Origin of the sequence: Marinobacter alkalisoli, assembly GCF_045449795.1 — a bacterium.
In the GTDB taxonomy this organism is placed as follows: domain Bacteria; phylum Pseudomonadota; class Gammaproteobacteria; order Pseudomonadales; family Oleiphilaceae; genus Marinobacter.
On the sequence record NZ_JBJJLB010000002.1, the window covers coordinates 94,951 to 113,256 of the forward strand.

Annotated in this window: 15 protein-coding genes; 5 read left to right on the forward strand and 10 right to left on the reverse strand. The window is 58.9% G+C overall.

The window, feature by feature from the left end:
• Positions 1-73 precede the first annotated feature (73 nt).
• Positions 74-1,033 carry an agmatinase gene (speB, locus tag ACJO3M_RS00450; RefSeq protein WP_406998717.1) on the reverse strand — a complete coding sequence of 320 codons (960 nt, stop codon included), beginning with the start codon at positions 1,031-1,033 and terminating at the stop codon, positions 74-76.
• 214 nt (positions 1,034-1,247) lie between these two features.
• On the opposite strand from speB, the gene ACJO3M_RS00455 reads away from it, so the two are divergent.
• Positions 1,248-2,684, forward strand: coding sequence for an APC family permease (locus tag ACJO3M_RS00455; protein WP_406998719.1), 1,437 nt, complete (start codon positions 1,248-1,250; stop codon positions 2,682-2,684).
• 125 nt (positions 2,685-2,809) lie between these two features.
• Here the strand turns inward: ACJO3M_RS00455 and ACJO3M_RS00460 are convergent, their stop codons facing one another.
• Together ACJO3M_RS00460 and ACJO3M_RS00465 are read right to left on the reverse strand one after the other, a co-directional pair.
• The gene (locus ACJO3M_RS00460) at positions 2,810-5,317 is read right to left on the reverse strand and encodes an acyl-CoA dehydrogenase (protein WP_406998721.1); all 2,508 of its coding nucleotides are present in this window, start codon (positions 5,315-5,317) and stop codon (positions 2,810-2,812) included.
• A 121-nt stretch (positions 5,318-5,438) separates the two neighbouring features.
• Positions 5,439-6,326 (reverse strand): AEC family transporter, encoded by an 888-nt coding sequence (locus tag ACJO3M_RS00465; protein ID WP_406998723.1) that lies wholly within the window; start codon positions 6,324-6,326, stop codon positions 5,439-5,441.
• A 224-nt stretch (positions 6,327-6,550) separates the two neighbouring features.
• Here ACJO3M_RS00465 and ACJO3M_RS00470 point away from each other — a divergent pair, with 224 nt between their 5' ends.
• The gene (locus ACJO3M_RS00470; RefSeq protein WP_406998725.1) at positions 6,551-7,732 is read left to right on the forward strand and encodes a MalY/PatB family protein; all 1,182 of its coding nucleotides are present in this window, start codon (positions 6,551-6,553) and stop codon (positions 7,730-7,732) included.
• Between the two features lie 176 nt (positions 7,733-7,908).
• A complete protein-coding gene (locus ACJO3M_RS00475) occupies positions 7,909-8,523 on the forward strand; it encodes a PEP-CTERM sorting domain-containing protein (protein ID WP_406998727.1) in 615 nt (204 codons plus the stop codon).
• Between the two features lie 62 nt (positions 8,524-8,585).
• Here ACJO3M_RS00475 and ACJO3M_RS00480 read toward each other — a convergent pair whose 3' ends face one another.
• Together ACJO3M_RS00480 and ACJO3M_RS00485 are read right to left on the reverse strand one after the other, a co-directional pair.
• The gene (locus ACJO3M_RS00480) at positions 8,586-9,497 is read right to left on the reverse strand and encodes a DMT family transporter (protein ID WP_406998729.1); all 912 of its coding nucleotides are present in this window, start codon (positions 9,495-9,497) and stop codon (positions 8,586-8,588) included.
• A gap of 45 nt (positions 9,498-9,542) precedes the next feature.
• Entirely contained in the window at positions 9,543-10,979 is a 1,437-nt protein-coding gene (locus ACJO3M_RS00485; RefSeq protein ID WP_406998731.1) for a succinylglutamate desuccinylase/aspartoacylase family protein, read from the reverse strand.
• Positions 10,980-11,203: 224 nt separating this feature from the next.
• Here ACJO3M_RS00485 and ACJO3M_RS00490 point away from each other — a divergent pair, with 224 nt between their 5' ends.
• Entirely contained in the window at positions 11,204-11,362 is a 159-nt protein-coding gene (locus ACJO3M_RS00490) for a YqaE/Pmp3 family membrane protein (RefSeq protein ID WP_144777495.1), read from the forward strand.
• 35 nt (positions 11,363-11,397) lie between these two features.
• Here ACJO3M_RS00490 and ACJO3M_RS00495 read toward each other — a convergent pair whose 3' ends face one another.
• Entirely contained in the window at positions 11,398-13,038 is a 1,641-nt protein-coding gene (locus tag ACJO3M_RS00495; RefSeq protein WP_406998733.1) for an MBL fold metallo-hydrolase, read from the reverse strand.
• A 291-nt stretch (positions 13,039-13,329) separates the two neighbouring features.
• Between ACJO3M_RS00495 and ACJO3M_RS00500 the strand changes: the two genes are divergently transcribed.
• Positions 13,330-13,755 carry a thioesterase family protein gene (locus tag ACJO3M_RS00500; protein ID WP_406998735.1) on the forward strand — a complete coding sequence of 142 codons (426 nt, stop codon included), beginning with the start codon at positions 13,330-13,332 and terminating at the stop codon, positions 13,753-13,755.
• On the opposite strand, the gene ACJO3M_RS00505 is transcribed toward ACJO3M_RS00500, so the two are convergent.
• The 4 genes from ACJO3M_RS00505 to ACJO3M_RS00520 form a co-directional block, all read right to left on the reverse strand.
• The gene (locus tag ACJO3M_RS00505; protein WP_406998865.1) at positions 13,741-15,021 is read right to left on the reverse strand and encodes an MATE family efflux transporter; all 1,281 of its coding nucleotides are present in this window, start codon (positions 15,019-15,021) and stop codon (positions 13,741-13,743) included. The two genes, ACJO3M_RS00500 and ACJO3M_RS00505, sit on opposite strands and share 15 nt — an antisense overlap.
• Before the next feature lie 127 nt (positions 15,022-15,148).
• Positions 15,149-15,646, reverse strand: coding sequence for a thiol peroxidase (tpx, locus tag ACJO3M_RS00510; RefSeq protein ID WP_406998737.1), 498 nt, complete (start codon positions 15,644-15,646; stop codon positions 15,149-15,151).
• A 268-nt stretch (positions 15,647-15,914) separates the two neighbouring features.
• Entirely contained in the window at positions 15,915-17,135 is a 1,221-nt protein-coding gene (locus ACJO3M_RS00515; RefSeq protein WP_406998739.1) for a Bcr/CflA family multidrug efflux MFS transporter, read from the reverse strand.
• A 232-nt stretch (positions 17,136-17,367) separates the two neighbouring features.
• Positions 17,368-18,279: a LysR family transcriptional regulator gene (locus ACJO3M_RS00520; RefSeq protein WP_406998741.1), complete on the reverse strand. Its 912-nt coding sequence runs from the start codon at positions 18,277-18,279 to the stop codon at positions 17,368-17,370.
• Positions 18,280-18,306 lie beyond the last annotated feature (27 nt).

The window sequence follows — 18,306 nt, forward strand, 5'->3', positions numbered from 1 at the left end:
GTGCGAATGTTGAGTAAAGTTGGCTGCTTTGGGCGACAGAAAAAAACGCAGGCAGGGCCTGCGTTTGCGTGGTTTATCGCTTGCTGTACTGAACCCCGGGTAGCACGCACAGCATCTCGTAGAGCAGGTTGGCGGCCACCACCGAGGTGTTGCGGCTCATATCAAAGGGTGGCGAGACTTCAACCAGGTCGGCGCCGACTATATCCAGCCCGCGGGCGCCGCGGATGATCTCGATGCCCTGCATCACGGTCAGGCCGCCGACCTCAGCGGTGCCTGTGCCCGGTGCAAATGCAGGGTCAAGCCCGTCGATATCGAAGCTGATATAGACCGGACCGCCGCCGATCTTCTCTCGCACCTCTTCCATCAGCGGGGTCAATGACTTGTGCCAGCATTCCTCGGCGGTGACGACGCGGAACCCCTGGTCACGCGACCAGTCGTATTCGTTGGCCGAATAACCGGTGCCGCGGAGACCGATCTGTACGACGCGGTTGCCGTCGAGCAGTCCTTCTTCCACCGCGCGGCGGAATGGGGTGCCGTGGGCGATGGACTCGCCAAACATGTGATCGTTGATGTCGGCGTGCGCGTCGACATGGATCACGCCGATCGGGCCGTGTTTCTTCCTCAGTGCACGCAGAATCGGCAGCGCTATGGTGTGATCGCCACCCATTGTCAGCGGGGCGACGCCACAGCCCAATACATCGTCGTAAAACGCTTCGATGATATCGATGCTTTTTTGCAGGTTGAACGTGTTGATTGGTACGTCGCCGATATCAGCGACGGTCAGGCTGTTGAACGGATCGGCGCCGGTGGATACATTGAATGGACGCAGCATGCGGGACTCGTCACGGATCTCGCGGGGAGCCAGGCGGGCGCCGGGGCGGTTGGAGGTGCCGATGTCAAAGGGTACGCCGATGAATGCCGCGTCCAGTTCTTCGGAGAGATCGACCGCAGGCAGGCGCATAAAGGTTGCGGGCCCGCCGAAGCGGGGCATCTCGTTGCCGCTCATTGGGGCATAAAACGTTTTATCGGACATGGTCGAACTCCTTGCTGCAATAGGTTGCCGGTACTAAGTTCGGGCCGGCTTTTTCTGGTGATGTTGGTCATCACACTAGAAACATCCTGCTGCGCTCACCATACCCTGTTCAGGTGGGTCATTCGGCTACCCCCCCCCAACAGGGTATATATCAGGGGGCGGGGGGAGGTGAAAATGGCGCCATAGTAGACAAAAATAAATAAGGTGGTGCCCTATGAGTAAGCCCTTGAGTCATAAAAAAACGTTGACTGCGGTGGACGTCACGCTCTACGCCGTCTCTGCGGTTCTGCTGATTGATCAGATCGCCATGACCGCGGCTGTTGGTCCTGCGGCTATCTTCTGGTGGCTGGTTGTCATCGTCCTTTTTCTGATCCCGAATACGTTGGTCACAGCCGAACTGGGCACTTCTTACCCGGAACAGGGCGGCATCTACGCCTGGGTACGCGATGCCTTCAACACCCGCTGGGCGGCACGGATCACCTGGCAATACTGGATTAATATCGCACTGTGGATGCCGGCGGTTTACATCATGTTCTCCGGCATCTTTGCTGCACTGTTTGTCCCCGACATGAGTCTGTGGGCACAGATCGGCCTTGGAATCGGTATGTGCGCCCTGACAACCTGGGCTAACTGCATCCGCCTCAGTTACAGCAAGTGGATTCCGAATATCGGTACGTTGACCAAGTTTGCGGTTATTTTGACCCTGGGTGGTACTGGTATTGCGTACGGCCTGGAGCATGGCTTCGTTAACGACATCAGTTTCGGTACGGCAATGGACGATCTGCAAGCCGGCCTGGTGTACCTGCCGGTCGTGGTTTATGGGTGTTTGGGCATGGAGCTGATCAGCGCCGAGAGTGACGAGATTATCAATCCCGAACGCAATATACCTCGTGCGATGCTGGCTGCTGGCCTCTGCGCGGCAGGTTTCTACATCTTCGGTACGGCGGGTGTGCTCGCCGCGGTTCCGGCCGATGATGTCGATATGGTCGATATCCTGGCGGTTACGCTTCAGGAACTGTTTGGGGGGAGCGAGCTCGGCAACGCCTTCGCTTTGATGATCGGAGGGATGGCGTTATTTACGCTGTTCTCGACCATGGTGACCTGGACCCTCGGCGGTAACCGTGCGGCGGCGGAAGCGGCCGACGCAAAAGAGATGCCCGAGATCTTTGGCTGGGTGAGCAAGGAGCATAAAAGCCCTGTTGGCGCCGCCATTCTGACCGGTACGATCAGCTCGTCGATCATGGTGATCTATGGCTTTATGGCCAATAATCTTGAAGACCTGTTTTGGACCCTGTTCTCGTTCAGTGCCATCATTTTCCTATTACCCTATATCGCCATGCACCTCGCGTTTTTGAAGTTGCGTATCAGTGATGCCGATCATCCACGGCCGTTCAAAATTCCGGGTGGTGATGCGATGGGTTACGCGCTTTCCACACTCTGTATTGCCATTCTGGGGATGTCCATCCTGTTGTTCTTCTGGGTTCCCGGCGAACCATTGGACACCGCGTTCGCCCTGCAGGTTGGCGCTGGCGTACTGATCACTCTCGCCATTGGTGAGTACCTGGTATATCGCGGTGAGAAACTGCGGGCAGCGGAAGCCGATCGGCAGCAGAGCAGGGTAGGTATAAAATTGGGCGTGGCCAACGGATGAGCCGCCGCTAAGCCGACACTCAGTAATGCAAATGCCCCACCCGTTAATCCGGTGGGGCATTTGTGTGTGCCGACATTCGCCGAGTGTTTCGTTTCCTTCCTTCAGAAGCCAGAACGTTTCCCTGGTTAATCCTCTTCCCTGGGTGGCCGCTCGACGACTTTGCGTTTGCCCTTGGCGCAACGCGCGAGAGCTTTCAGGCCATCGCCCTCGAAGGCGTCCACCCGGATCACGTCGTATAGCGCTTCAAGTGCTTCCAGCAGTTTGTCACACTCTTCCTCCTTGATAACGCCCTGCTCGCAGGCCCAGTCCACCAGTTCCTTGCGTTGGTGGCCCATTAACAGGGCAATACCATCCACCTCGTCCTCATTGCGGTTGCGAATGGCTTCATGGAGCCGGCTACGCATCTCGGCGGTTTCATTGGCCAGGCGATAGGCGTTCAGTACCCGTCCCAGGGGATCGTCCGGATCGGTGTTGATGTACGCCCCGCGGCTGACGCGCTGACGCACCGGAGTATCCTTCACAATGATGTTGGCGACTGTGGTGCCGAGCGTGTCATCGGGTCCGTTCAGGCCGGTAGCGCCCAGTGGGAACACCAGCAACCGCAATGGCCAGCGCAGCGCCGGAACCGGGAAGTTGATGATGGCTTCGCGCATGGAGTCCTGCAGGTCCCGCAGACAGGTTTTCAGGCCCCATTCCACCAGTGGCCGCTGGTCGTCCGGGTAGCCTTCCTCATGCCATTGCTTGATCACAGCAGTGGCGTAGTACAGATGCACCAGGCAGTCCGCCATGCGTCCGGACAGTCGTTGACGGGCTTTCAGGCCGCCACCGACCGTCAGCAGGGTGACGTCGGTCAACAGCGCGAAGGCGGCGGAGAAGCGGGCCAACTGGCGGTAGCAGGGTTGGATGTCGCCCTGGCGTGGCACCGGCTCCAGCCAGCCACGGGTCAGCCCCAGAACAAACGCCCGCAGGGCATTACGGGTGGTGTGGGCAATGTGGCGGTAAAAAATGCCATCGAATTTTTTCGCGGCCTTGTCCTCATCTTCCATGCCGGCGGCTTCAATTTCCTCCACGATGAACGGATGGCAGCGAATCGCGCCCTGGCCAAAGATCATCAGGCTGCGGGTGAGGATGTTGGCGCCTTCTACGGTGATGCCGATGGGGACCGCCTGGTAGGCGCGGGCCAGGAAGTTGCGGGGGCCGGTAATGACGCCACGCCCGGCCACCACGTCCATGGCGTGGTTGATCACTTCTCGCATCAGATCAGTGTTGCGGTATTTCAGCACGGCTGACGGCACCGATGGGCGTACGCCCCGGTCCAGCATGCCGGAGGTGAGCAGGCGAGCGGCGTCCATCATGTAGGTGTAGCCGGCAATGGGTTCCAGAGCCTCCTGAACACCCTCAAACTGGCTGATGGAACGGCCAAACTGCTCCCGTGTCAGCGCGTAGGAACCGGTGGCGAGGCTGGCCACTTTGCCCGCGCCGGTACCAAGGGCGGGTAGTGATATCGAGCGACCAATCGACAGGCATTCCAGCAGCATCGTCCAGCCTTTTCCGAGCATGTCCTGACCGCCAATAACCTGCTCCATGGGGATAAACACGTCGTTGCCCCAGGTGGGTCCGTTCATGAACACAGTGTTCATCGGCAGGTGACGGGCGCCGGCGTTGACGCCTTCGGTTTCACGCGGCACGAGCACGCAGGTCACACCGATTTCATCCTGATCGCCCATCAGCCTGTCCGGGTCATACACCTTGATGGCCAGGCCAATCAGCGTGGCCACCGGCGCCAGGGTGATGTAGCGTTTGTTCCAGGTAACTTTCAGGCCCAGCACTTCCTCGCCGTTCCATTGCCCCTTGCAGACGATGCCCTTGTCGGGGATAGCGCCGGCGTCGGAGCCGGCCACCGGGGAGGTCAGGGCAAAGCAGGGAATTTCCTCGCCTCCGGCCAGCCGGGGCAGGTAGTGTTCTTTCTGGGTATCTGTGCCGTATTCCATCAGCAACTCGCCCGGGCCCAGAGAGTTGGGCACCATCACGGTGACGGCGGCGGACACGCTGCGGGTGGAAATTTTCATCACGATTTCGGAGTGGGCGGTATGGGAGAAGCCCTTGCCACCCTGTTCCTTGGGAATCATCAGCCCAAAAAAGCCGTTCTCGCGGATGAACTTCCAGACCTTGTCCGGAAGGTCGTAATTTTCATGGGTGATTTTCCAGTCGTCCAGCATGCCGCAGAGTTTTTCCACCGGTCCATCCAGGAACGCCTGTTCTTCGCTAGTGAGGTGGGCAGGCTTGGCGTCCAGCAGCTTTGACCATTCCGGCTGGCCGGAGAACAGTTCGCCGTCCCAGTCCACGGAACCGGATTTGAGCGCTTCGGATTCCGTCTCGGAGAGCTTCGGCAGGCGGTTTCGCACCCAGCCCAGCAGTGGGCGGCTCAGTTTGTCGAGGCGGAGATCACCGGGGAAAACCAACAGCAGAGCCAGGGCGAGCAAACCACCACCAAACAGTATGCTGAGCAGGTGCCAGCCATCCTGGAATAAACCGACGACGGTGGCGATGACCATCACCGCCGCGGCGGTTTGGCCACCAATGCCAAGATAAATCAGGACCAGTGCACTGATCAGAAGGAGCAGGACGCTCATGGGCAGACCTCCGTATCACGAATGAAATCAATCAGATTTGAGCAGTTATTACGAAGCTTCCTTTACCATCGATCAAAGACTGGGCAGTTGCAAGCAACAAAAACGGATTCTGGCCTGAAGATCATACATAGCCGGCCGCAAACACCAGCCCCAGTACAATGGGCATCACCACCAGACTGCCGAGGTTGCTGAGCAGCACCAGTGACGCCACTTTGTGAGGCTCCTGCTGGTACTGCTCTGCCACCATGTAGTTGAGAACCGCTGGCGGGAGAGCCGCGAACACCCACAGGGCGGCCACCTGAAGGCCCGGAAGATCCAGTATGGCAATCATCGGCCAGGCGAGAATCAGACCCGAGACCGGACAGGCAATGGCGCCCAGCATGCCCAGTTTCCAGTCGCTGAAATCCACATCCAGCATACGCACGCCGAGGGTAAACAGCATCAGTGGAATACATACGCCACCGAGCATATTCAGGGTTTCCAGCAGCCACTGTGGCATGGGCACCCCGCCGAAATTGACGGCCAGGCCGGCAATGCTGGCAAACACAACGGGCAGGCGCAGCCGTTTGATGATGGAGGTGTGCGGGTCCAGCATGTAGAGGCCCACGGTAAAGTGCAGCAGCATCTCCACTATAAACAGCACGATGGCGGCTGGCAGGGCTGCGTCACCAAAGGCGAACACCAGTACCGGGATGCCCATGTTGCCGGAATTGTTGAACATCATCGGGGGCAGGAAGGTTTTCAGATCCAGGTTCAGCACCCGGGCCAGGGGGTAGAGGATAATGCCGGAACCCAGTACCACCACGGTGGCTGCCAGTGCGAGGCTGGTGTATTCCTGCAGTGGTGCCTGCTGGTCTGCCAGGACCGCGAACACCAGCATGGGGACGAACAGTTCCATGTTCAGGGTGTTCAATCCCTGGATATCGGGCGTGCGATAACGGCCATACAGTGCGCCACATCCGGCAATCAGGAAAACCGGCAACATCGTGGACAGGATCTGACCAATCATTCGAAGGCTCCGACAGGGGTTATGGGTCAGCCGATGGACAATAAACCGTTAGGTTCGCAAGTGTTGGCCGTGTTCGGCAAGGAAAACCTGTGAATCTTCGACCAAAGCTTTAAACCCGCAGACGGACCGGTCATGTCTCTGATATGCGACGGCTTGCGGTGGTCATGACTCCTGCCACAGAATGATGACCATTAACCCGTCCCCATGACTGATCGGAGCGCCACGTGCCCATAGATTTCGACAAGTCCGTTATCCGCGAACAGACCTGTTCGGTAAAATTCGATGCCCGCCGGGCCGTGTTTGGTAAGGAGGATGTGATTCCGCTGTGGGTGGCGGATATGGATTTCCCGGCACCGGAGGCGGTCACCCGGGCCCTGGAAACCCGGGCCCGACACCCGATATACGGCTACACCCTGTTTCCTGATTCCCTGTATCAGTCGATGATCGACTGGTACAGGGACCGCCATGGTTGGACTATTGAAAGGGAATGGATCCTCATGGCGCCCGGCGTGGTGCCATCCCTTCATGCAGCGTGCCTGGCATTTTCCGAGCCTGGTGAGGGAGTCATCATTCAGCCGCCGGTCTACCCGCCGTTCTTCAGTTCAGTAAAGCGGACCGACCGGACAGTGATTGAAAATCCGTTGGACTGTGTCGACGGACGTTACACTATGGATTTTGAACACCTCGAACAGTGCGCCGCCCGTGACGATGCTCGCCTGTTGGTGCTGTGTTCCCCCCACAACCCCGTAGGCCGGGTGTGGACGGATGAGGAACTGCGGGCTGTGCTGGATATCGCCCGCCGACACGGCCTGGTGGTGTTGTCCGATGAGATTCACTGTGACCTGGTGTATCCGGACAAGCCGACGCATTGCATGCTTGCCCGCCTGGCGGAAGCCGGCGATGCGCTGGTAACGGCGGTTGCCCCGAGCAAGACCTTCAACATGCCGGGACTTGGGCTGTCGGCGCTGGTGATTCCTGATCCTGACCGACGGCGAGCAATGAAGGAAGTTTTCGATTCCCTTCACATGGGGCAATGCAATCCATTCAGCATCACCGGCTTTGAAGCCGGCTACCGGCATGGTGGTCCCTGGCTTGACGAGCTGATGCCTTACCTTCAGCAGAATCGCGATTATGTGGCGGACTTTCTGGCGCAGCGGATACCGGAAGTGACCATGACGGTGCCGGAAGGAACCTACCTGCTCTGGCTGGATTGCCGTGGGCTGACACCGGATGACAAAGCGCTGAAACAGTTCTTTGTGCAGGACGCGGGCATTGGTATGAATCCCGGCGCGACCTTCGGCGACAACGGGCGCGGCTTCATGCGGATGAATATTGGATGTCCCCGGCCGCTCCTGGAGCAGGCACTGGAGCGCATCGAAGCGGCTGTCATCCGGCGTTTCCGGTAAGCAGTCGGGTGTGCCCTGAAGACTTGTCAGCTTTTTTTACGACCACAGTTGTCGTGGGGTTTACAGGAATACACAGGCGTCTGGTTTTAAAGCGAAAGACAGAAACTGGCATTGCCGATGCTTTTGTTTTGGGTGGTACTCATTAACGGAATATGGGGAAACCCAGGGAGGCAAGTATGCCAAGAATTACACTGGTCACGTTGTTGGCCGTCGTATTGTTTTTCCCAACACTGGCAAGTGCGGCGCAGATAACAGCTAGCTATGACGTCAATCTCAACTCGGACGATCCGGGTCTGGTGGTTAACTCCGCAGATATTGCTGACAATCCTTTCACGTTCAATCTTGGCGAAGGGGAAAGCCAGTATTTCAGCTTGTTCAAGATCTGGACCAATGAATCCGATGTAGGGGACGACGACGAAGTTGCCTATCCGATCTCGGTGGACTTCAGTTTCACTTCGCCCGATGTGCTGTTCGGATCGATCGATGGTGAGACCGTGGGGGTGAACAAGGTAGGAGGCCTGTTCCAGAAAGGGGTACTCACCTGGGACGGTTCACTGGATCTGTTCTTTGGCGCCCAGGGCGATGGCCATCTTCGGGTCACCCTGTTTGATGCCGTATTCAATGAAGGCTATCTTTTTGGCCTGCATGAGGGCAAGAAATACGGTGCCAAGGTCAAGGCCAAAATCGAGCTGATTGCCAAGGCGTCACAGGTTCCCGAGCCGGGCACCCTGGCGTTGCTGGGACTGGGCTTGCTTGGTATTGGGCTGCGTGCCCGTCGTAACGCCGGCTGAACGAACAGGTTCCTCAGACGTTCCGTTGGAGTCAGGGGGATGACCATTCCCCTGACTCCGGGTTAGCTTGAGGGCACTTTACGTGTCGCAAGAAACAGTCCTGCCAGTATTAACAGCCCGCCAATGATGTGAAAGTGCCCCAGCCGTTCCCCCAGGAAGACCCCCGCCAGTATCGATGCGAACACCGGCGTCAGGTACATGAACATGGCCGCCCTTGCAGGCCCCACCCGATGCACGCCGTGATTCCAGAATGCGTACGCCAGGATTCCGGGGAAGAAGGCAAAATACAATAATGGCGTGATCGTGGCGCGACCAACTTCGAACCCCCCTTTGAAGAACATCAGCTCTATCAGATAGAACGGCAATATAACCAGTGTGCCCAGGGCGATCTGGGTGGTCAGGAATACCAGGGCCGGCAGGGGCACCGCCTGCCGTCTGAGCAGCACAGAGAACAGCCCCCAGCTGAAAACCGCAGCCACCATGATCAGATCCCCGGGCTGGGCCCCGAGTTCCGTAAGCACCGACAACTGTCCACGGGCGACGACCGTCAGTATTCCCAGCACGGCCAACAGGATGCCCAGTAGCTGAACCGGGCGGGTCCGGTCACCCAGGAGCAGCCAGGCCAGCAAGGCAATGAAAATGGGAATGGTGGCGTTGATCAGGGCAATGTTGGTGGCACTGGTAGTGATGGCGGCGTAGTACAGCAGCGAGTTGAACGCTGCCACGCTGAAGGTGGCCAGTATAAGCATGGACCCCAGGTACTGGCGGATAACCTGACGGTGGCGCAACACGCCCGGGAGGCCGAAGGGCAGGATAACCGCCAGGGCGATCACCCATCGCCAGAATGACATGGACAAGGGCGGGATGCTGTCGACCGCACCCTTGGCAACCACAGCGTTGCCTGCCCAGAATAACGGTGTCAGTACCAGCCCAACGTAGGCCAGCCATATTGGCTTCGGGGAATGAATAGACACGCCAGCTCCTGTTGTCGTTCGAAAACGTCGGAAGCCGGTAGCATACTATTCGCCGGGAACTTCTGCCTCCGTACCAACGTGGTAGGCCGCAAAGCCGGCCATCACCACCTGATCCACGGCCATGCCAATGATGCGACCGTTGCTGGCCGCCCGGATAGGGTGCTGGGCGTTGGTGATAGGGTCGGCCACATAGCCCAGAACCTCACCTTCGGAAACACGGGCGCCGAGATCCACTTCACTGAACAGGATGCCGCCGTTTGGCACGCGGATCCAGTTGGAATCGTAGTAAACCGGTTCCGGGTCTCCCCAGACGAACATCCGGGAAATCATGCCTTCCTTTTCCAGCAGGCTGGTCAGGCTGTTTACGCCCGCATCAATCTGATGTTCCTGAATGCGGTGAGATTCGCCAGCTTCCATGGTCACGGTACGAATACCGGCTTCCACCGCCGCCGTGCGTAGCATGCCGGAGGAGCCTGAACTGTGGACCACCGCCATGCGGTCAAAGCCACGGGTGAAGGCTGCCACATCCGGATTGTTCATGTCCGCCCGCAACTGAGGCAGGTTTGTGCGCTTTTGTGAGCCGGTGTGGATGTCCACCAACATGTCGCATTTGCGGATCACGCTCTCAAACAGTGAATGAGCAATGCGATCTGCCAGACTGCCATCCTGGCTGCCCGGAAAATGGCGATTCAGGTCACGGCGATCCGGCAGGTAGCGGGTACCTTGCTGGAAACCCGGCAGATTGACGATGGGAATGCCTACAACCCGGCCGGAGAGTTTCTCGGGGTTGAGGTCGTAGACCGTGCGGCGAACGATCTCGATGCCGTTGAGCTCGTCACCGTGAACCGCGCCGGTCAGGCACAGAGTGGGGCCCGCATTGACGCCATTGACCACCAGCACCGGTGTAGGCTGCGACAGTCCGGCAATCTGTATGTTCGGTGACCATGCCAGGCGCGTGGAGGTGCCAGGACGGACTTTGGATCCCAGCAGCTCGAAAGTACTGGCCGCTTCCGGTTCTGCTGTTTCAGAATCCGCTTTACTGTCAGCTTCCGAAGTGTCGGGCGCGTTGCCTGAGCCATCGGCGACTTCGATTTTTACATCGGCCCCGCCGGGTTCCAGGGAATCCCCGGCAGATTCACTGACCTCTTCTTCCCTGGGCGGCTCAGGGACGGGAGCGATCTCTTTGAGATCAATGTTGGGGGCGACCTTTTTGGGTTTCTTGCTTTCCGTCCCAGCAGACTCCGGCTGACGGGTATCCTCCTGATCGTCCCTCTGTGCTGCTTTTTCGCTTGCAGACCCGGCCCGTGAGCTTTTGCGGGGCTCGGAGTTCTCCACATCCTCAACGCTCTCGTCCTCTGCGAGCTCTGCCAGCAGGACTTCCTTGGCCTCTCCGTTCTGATCGGCCAAAACGGGATGCACGGTGATCAGAGCACCGAGTGACAGGCCGATGAATGTCAGGTTTTTGAACCGGTTAAACAGCATAATTCCTCTCAGGTCGGCAGCCAATCGGGACAGCTCCCAGATCCGGCGGCGAAAACGGCCTCTAGGATAAAGCGCCCCTGCTATCATGAATACGGCTGTGACAAAGGTTTAATGCCACCTTCATGAAATCTTTGTGCATTTCCGCAAAATGGCCTATGTAGTAGATCTACAGGCAACATTTTGCGTTCATGTGACACTTATACGTGCTGAAGGGAGTAAACTGTATGGATCTTTTGCGAATTTTGATTGCGATTTTGTTACCGCCGTTAGGTGTCTTTTTGCAGGTGGGTATCGGCAAGCACTTCTGGATCAACATCCTGTTGACCCTTCTCGGTTACATTCCCGGCATCGTTCACGCCGTCTACATCATCGCCAAAAAATAGGTGGAAGCGACAAGCCCGGGCAACGCCGGGCTTTTTCATTGCCTCCTGCCGATGGCAGACCAGTGATCACCTTTCTCCGCGGCCTTGCCATCCGCTTTCAGTTTCAGCAGGTGCGCGAGCGCCGAGCGCGCTGCAACCCCATGGATAGCCTGCGGCACGTCATCATAAGCCGTCGCCGTCAGATCCTTAAGAGTCACCGGAGCAAGCTGCTTCAGGGCCTTGGCCACCTTGTGCTCCCGCGCCAGCCGATGGGTGATCAGGTAATCAATCACCGCCTCCGGTTGCCCCATCAGGAAACCGTGCGCCGGCGCAATATAGCGGACCGGTTCGGCCAGCAAATCGTACAAAGCCTCTAGGTACGCCTTCATATCCCCATCCGGCGGATTAATCACCACCGTGGACCCCTGCATGATGTGATCCCCGGAAAACAGCAGTTCCTGATCCAACAGCAGGTAGCAGATATGGTTTGAGGCGTGACCGGGCGTATGAATCGCCTTCAGAATGCCTGCGTCGGTAACGATCAGATCGCCGTGTTCCGGCTCATCGTCCGGTGCGAAGGTCTGATCCTGGGATGCACCAGCAGGCGCCGGCAACCCGAACACCCGGCATCCGGTTCTGGCTTTCAGCGCCGCGGTGGCCGGGGAGTGATCCCGGTGGGTATGGGTCACCACCACCTGATCAATCACTCCGCCGGTCAGCTCCAGGATGCGCTCAATGTGGGTTTCATCGTCCGGCCCCGGATCCAGCACCGTAAACCGTTCATGGCCGAACAGATAGGTATTGGTACCCGGCCCGGTCATCATCCCCGGGTTGGGCGCTGTCAACCGGATCACCCCGGCGGCGATCTCCACCGGCTCCCCGGGCACAATCTCCGCCCGGGTCGAACCTTCCCCTTCCGGGTCCAGCTTGGCGGCCTCGTCATAGGCCGGCGAACCGGGTTCCAGCATCACCGGCTTGCCCTTCTTCAGCGCCGGCCATGGCTGATCCGGGTAAGGCTCCGGCGGATTGGCATGGGCATAGCGCATTACTGCGTCCGCGTTATCAAAGCTGCTCAACACCCGCAGCGTGCGAATCGTCGGCAGCCCCAGCAAACGTTCACCATTGCGGTGTTCCTCTAACGCCAGGGCAGGACTGATCCACACATGATCAATGGTCTCCACGCCATCATGGCTGGCCACCTGGCCTTCTGGTGCGACAGTCACAAAAAACCGGGTATCAAACCGCCGCGGCGGTCCCGGAGGCGTGATCCAGTGCCCCAGATACGCCAACCGATCCAGCGGAATCGCCAACCCGTGCTGCGCACACAACTGCGCCAGAGACCGTTGTCCGCTGAACAGCGCCTGACGCTCGCCATGAACCGGATGGTCTCCCCCAATCGTCGCCCCGTCGGCATCCATTGCCACCAGAATGCCGGCCTCCTCAAAACACTCGCGCACCGCCGCGAGCATATAATCGGCGCCGCCTTCGTCGACACTCATGGTCTGACTGATTTCCGAATCAGCCGGGCCAAGAGCGTGTTCGCGACCGAGAGGTTCCTGTTCATCCACCGCGCCGCCGGGAAACACAAAATAACCGGGCATGAAAACCGCCTCCCAGGTGCGTTGCAAAAGCAGCACCTGGAGACCTTCAGGGGTGTCGCGTGTCAGAACCAGCGTGGCAGCAGGGCGAATATCCATAGAATGTCCGTTTGTGTCTCGTTTGTCAGGCCCGGGTGCGGGAAAGAGGTTGGGAGGCTGCTGTCAAAACACGCTCCTTCGGCACATCCATGTGACGCTTGGGCTCCGCCATCCATGGCTCCGCACAGTTTTGACAGCAGCCTCCCAACCTCTTTCATCCAGCGTCGGTGCGGGCCGCCAATAACTAATTCAAGATAACCAATGTTCGACTTGCTGTCTTGGGGTGATGGCAAGGCTGCAACCAAGTATCATGGCGTTTCCCTGAAATTTTCTCTCAGCAGGATCTTGAACTTGGCCCGTATAAAGCTCTCTTTCCCGGATGATGTCTTCTGCTTTGAAACCAGAATGCCCGTCAGAATCACCGACATCAATGGCGCTAATCATTTGGGCAACGACGCCCTGATCTCCATGCTCTCGGAAGCTCGGGCCCAGTTCCTGGTGAAGTACGGCATCCAGGAAGCTGATCACAACGGCGTGGGGATCATCGTTACTGACCTGGCCACCATGTACCAGTCCGAATCGTTTTTCCCGGAAATGCTGCGATTTGAGGTTGGGCTTATGGACTTCAACAAGTACGGGGGCGATTTCGTATTCCGCGTCAGCAAAGCCGAAAGCGGCCAACCGGTAGCACTGGCCAAGTACGGCTTTGTGTTCTTCAACTACCAGCGTAAGGCTGTTGTGCCAATGCCTGAAGACTTCCGTTCACGCTTCGCCTGATCGCTGGAGTTTAGCCATGCCGGCGCGGTAGAAGGTGTAAGCCATCGCGCCGGCCATCAGATTGCCCACCAAGGCACCGCTCATCAGGCCGGTAAGGCCACTGAGCTGCGCCCCGATCCACAGCAGCGGCAGAAAACAGACGAACAGCCGTAACGTGGAAACCAGTAAGGCTCTCAGTGACAGGCCCAGGGCATTGCACACCGACACCATCAGCATGCAGACGCCCAGCCCGCTGTAACTGAGTGGCACCCGCACCAGATAGTTGCCCAGCACCTCCTGCACTTCGGCATCGCTGCTAAACAGCTGCGCCACCAGGCCGGAGGCCAATACCCAGATCAGGCCAATGGCCAACTGCCAGCCAACCACGAAACGCACAGCCAGCCGCACCAGTTTGCGAATCTGTCCGATGTCGCCGGCCCCCAGCATGCGCCCGATCATCGGCGGCATGGACATGGTCAGCGCCAACACCACCACGATCGAGAAAAACTCCAGGCGGGTTCCCAGCCCCCAGGCGGCGACAGCGGCAGACCCGAATCCCGCCACCAGGGCCGTGGCTAACATGGCCGAGGCTGGCGGCATCAGCTGGCTGACCATGGCCGGCGCCATGATTCCGTTGAGTTGCCTCAGTGCCTTGCCAAGGCTGAGTTGCCGCAACTGGAAGCTGATCCACTGGCGCTGGAACAGGATCGGGTAGATGACCAGAGCACCAATGCCAAAGGCCGTAATTGTTGCCCAGGCTGCTCCGGGAAGCCCCCAGCCAAAAACGAAGATGTACAGCGGATCCAGCGCGATGTTGAGCAGGCTGGTGGCGATCATCAGGTAGCCCGGCAGCTTGGTGTCGCCATGGGAGCGGCAGATGCTGTATCCGAAGTAGAGCATGGCGCCTGTCCAGGCGGACACCAGCCAGGGCGCCCAGTATTCGTTGATGACGGGCAGCAGCGACTGCTCCGCGCCGAGGAGGGTCAGGATGTGGGTTTGTAGCAACCAGACCGACGCGCACAGCAGCAGCGCCAGGGACGCACCCACGGTAATCACCAGTCCGCCCAGTCGCTGTGCCCTGAGTTCGTCGTTCTGGCCGAGGGTACGGGAAATGATGGCCGTGGTCGCAATGCCCAGGCCAACGTACATGCCGCTGACCAGTTGCTGCATGGGAACGGTAAAGCCAAGGGCGGCCAGTGGATCACGCCCCAGCTGACCCACAAAGGCACTGTCGGTCAACTGGAAGGTCATCAGTGAGAGCACCCCGAACAGCATGGGCCAGGTCATGGAAAACAGCTGGCGGGCGAGGGTGGTGTTGTCGGGTGGGGTACTCACGGGTGGTCTGGTGCTCGGATCAGGTCTTTGAAGTGACGGTAGGTCGGGTTAGCGAAGCGTAACCCGACACTGAACAGGATCAAAGTACCTTCAGGGCTGCGTCATAATCCGGTTCGTTTTTGATTTCACTGACCAGCTCGCTGTGCAATACCTTGTTGCTTTCATCAAGCACTACCACCGCGCGGGAACACAGACCGGCCAGGGGGCCACTCTGGATGGCAACGCCATAGTCCTGCTGGAAGCTGTAGTTGCGGAAGGTGGAGAGGGTTTCGACGTCCTTGATTCCTTCGGCGCCACAGAAGCGGCCCGCTGCGAACGGCAGGTCGGCGGAGATGACGAGGACGACGGTGTTGTCCAGGCTGCCGGCTTTTTCGTTGAATTTGCGGGTGGATGCGGCGCACACGCCGGTGTCGATACTGGGGATGATGTTGAGGATTTTGCGTTTGCCGGCCCAGTTTTCGAGTTTGACTTCTTCCAGGCCGCTGCTTGTCAGGGTGAAGGGCGGGGCGTTGTCGCCGGGTGTGGGGAATTTTCCGCTGACTTCTATGGGGTTACCATCGAGGGTTACGTTGCTCATTGCGATGCTCCTGTTGTCTGGATTCTGCTAGGACAGCTTACTCTGTTTAGCTCAGATTGGGTGACTTTGCATCTCCGCCATACTGTATGGCAAGTTTTGAAAACTCTTCAACATTGGGAAAGATCGGCCAGGACAGCCCTGCCCAAAACACGCTCCTTCGGCACATCCTTGTGACGCTTGGGCTCCGCCATCCATGGCTCCGCACAGTTTTGGGCAGGGCTGTCCTGGCCGATCCCGATCTTGGGAGTTGCACTCTTTTTTCTTCTGACTACCGCGTCGATACTGGTTGTGATTCAAAACCAACTGCGGGGTGTCGCTGAACCAGTAGCAGGTAGCTGGCCAGAGCTGCGGCGGCGCTGGCGGCGATGATGGTGGCCATGACCAGGGAAGTGCCGTCGTGCAGGTGACCAACGAGTATGCCCGCCAGAGCGGCGACGGCCATCTGGGTGAAGCCGAACAGCGCGGACGCGGAGCCGGCCATGTGGGGGAAGTTGGCCATGGCGCCGGCCATGGTCTGGGGCAGGACCATACCGACGCCGACCATGAACAGGGCCTGGGGCAGGATGACCGCCCAGACGCTGTAAATTTCGGCTACGGCGAGGCCGGCCATGATCGCGCCACCAACCAGGGCGATGGTGAGACCCCGTACCAGGATCTGGTCCGGTACCAGCCGGCTGCCGAGGCGGATGGCACTCAGGTTGCCGGTGACGTAGCCCACCACGATGCAGGCGAAGAAGAGTCCGAAGTGCTCGGGCTCCACGCCCAGGAAATCGATCAGCACGAAGGACGATCCGGACAGGAAAGCGAACAGGCCGGAGAAAATCAGCGCGTTGGTCAGGGTGTAGCCGAGAAAGCTGATATCCGTCGCGATGGTGCGGTAGTTTCGCAGCAGGCTACACAGCCGCAGGGGCTGGCGGTATTCCGGGCGCATGGGTTCGGGAATGCCGAAGGCCACCACCACGGCCATGATCAGTGCATAGCCGGCCAGTACGATGAAAATGGAGGCCCAGCCCAGGCCGGAGACCATAAACCCGCCGATGGTCGGTGCAATCGCTGGCGCCAGAGCCATGATGCTGGCCAGGATGGCCATGATGCGTGCAGCCTCACGTGGCGTGTAGATGTCACGAATCGCGGCTCGGCCCAGTACCGGGCCAGCGGAGCCGCCGAGGGCCTGCAGGAAGCGGCAGAGCATCAGAGTTTCGATATTGGTGGCGAAGGCACACCCAATGCTGGCGAGGGCAAATAGCAGAAAACCCCCGATCATAATCGGTTTGCGGCCAAAGCGGTCGGCCAGCGGGCCGCAAACCAATTGCGCCAGTGCAAATCCCATCATGTACAGGCTGAGGGTGAGCTGTACCTGATCGGTACCTGTGCCGAAATCGCTGCCGATCTGCGGCAGCGCTGGCAGATACATATCGGTGGCCAGCGGCCCTAGGGCTACAGCGGCAGCAAGTAATATCGTTGTCCAGACACTGGTCAGCGCAAGCATGAAGTTTCTCGGTCTGTTCTGAAAGTGAGCGAGCAGGTAGTGGGGAGGGGCTTTCCGAAACCCTGCGGAGCCATGGATGGCGGAGCGGAGCGTACATGGATGTATTTACAGCGTGTTTCGGAAAGCCCCTCCCCACTACCTGCGACCTACTCGGAGTCAGGGAAGTGTACGCCCGTGCGTCTCAGGGATAACGGCTTATCGCTTCATACAACGTATGAACGAAATCGATTGATTATTCGTTTAGACCATTCATCGTCGCCGCCACGGAGTTGACCTGGTTGCGAAGCCAGCGGTGGGCGGGGTCGTTCTGGTTGCGGCGGTGCCAGAGCATCAGCAGCGTGAAAGGTTTGAAGTCGAAGGGCAGGGGAACCGAAGCGAAGCCCCTGAGTAAGTGATTACTCATACGTTCCGGTGCGGTAGCCAGCATATCGGTACCACGCAGGAATTCCGGCAGACCTGAGAAATTGGACACGGTGACCACATTGCGCCGGGTCAGCCCGCGGGTGTTCAGTGACGTTTCCAGAGCCGGCTTTTCACCGGTGGCGAACAACAGGGACACATGGTCCGCCTTGAGGTATTCCGTCGTGTCCTGTGGCGGCTCGCGGTAATCCGGATCGTAGAACACCACCATACGGTCGGCCATCAATCCACGTTGCATGATATCCGTCGCCTCTGGGGCGTGGGGCGAGATGATCAGGTCGCAGACATCCTTGCGGAGCATGTCGGCAGTCGGAATGCCGGAGGGAATCACCTGCAGCCGAATGCCTGGAGCCTCCCGCCGCAGGGTACTGACCAACCCGGGTAACAGCAGATCACGCTGGTAATCGTTGGCGGCGATGGTGAAGGTGAACTCCGCGGTCGCGGGCGTGAACGGCGGTCCGCTGGACAGGGACTGCAGGTCATCCAGTATCTGGCGGATATGGGGCCCCGCCCGCAGCGCGTACTGGGTCGGCGCAATGCCGCGTCCGGACTTTACAAACAACGGGTCCCCGAGTGACTGGCGCAACCGGTCCAGGGTGTGACTCACGGCCGACTGGCTGACCCCCAGGCGAATGGCCGCGCGGGAAACGCTGCCTTCATCAAGCACCGTCAGAAAGGTGCTCAGGGAGCGAGTGTCGAGGTTTAATGTATCGATGCCGTTCATGGATCGCAGTGTAATCCACTTACACCC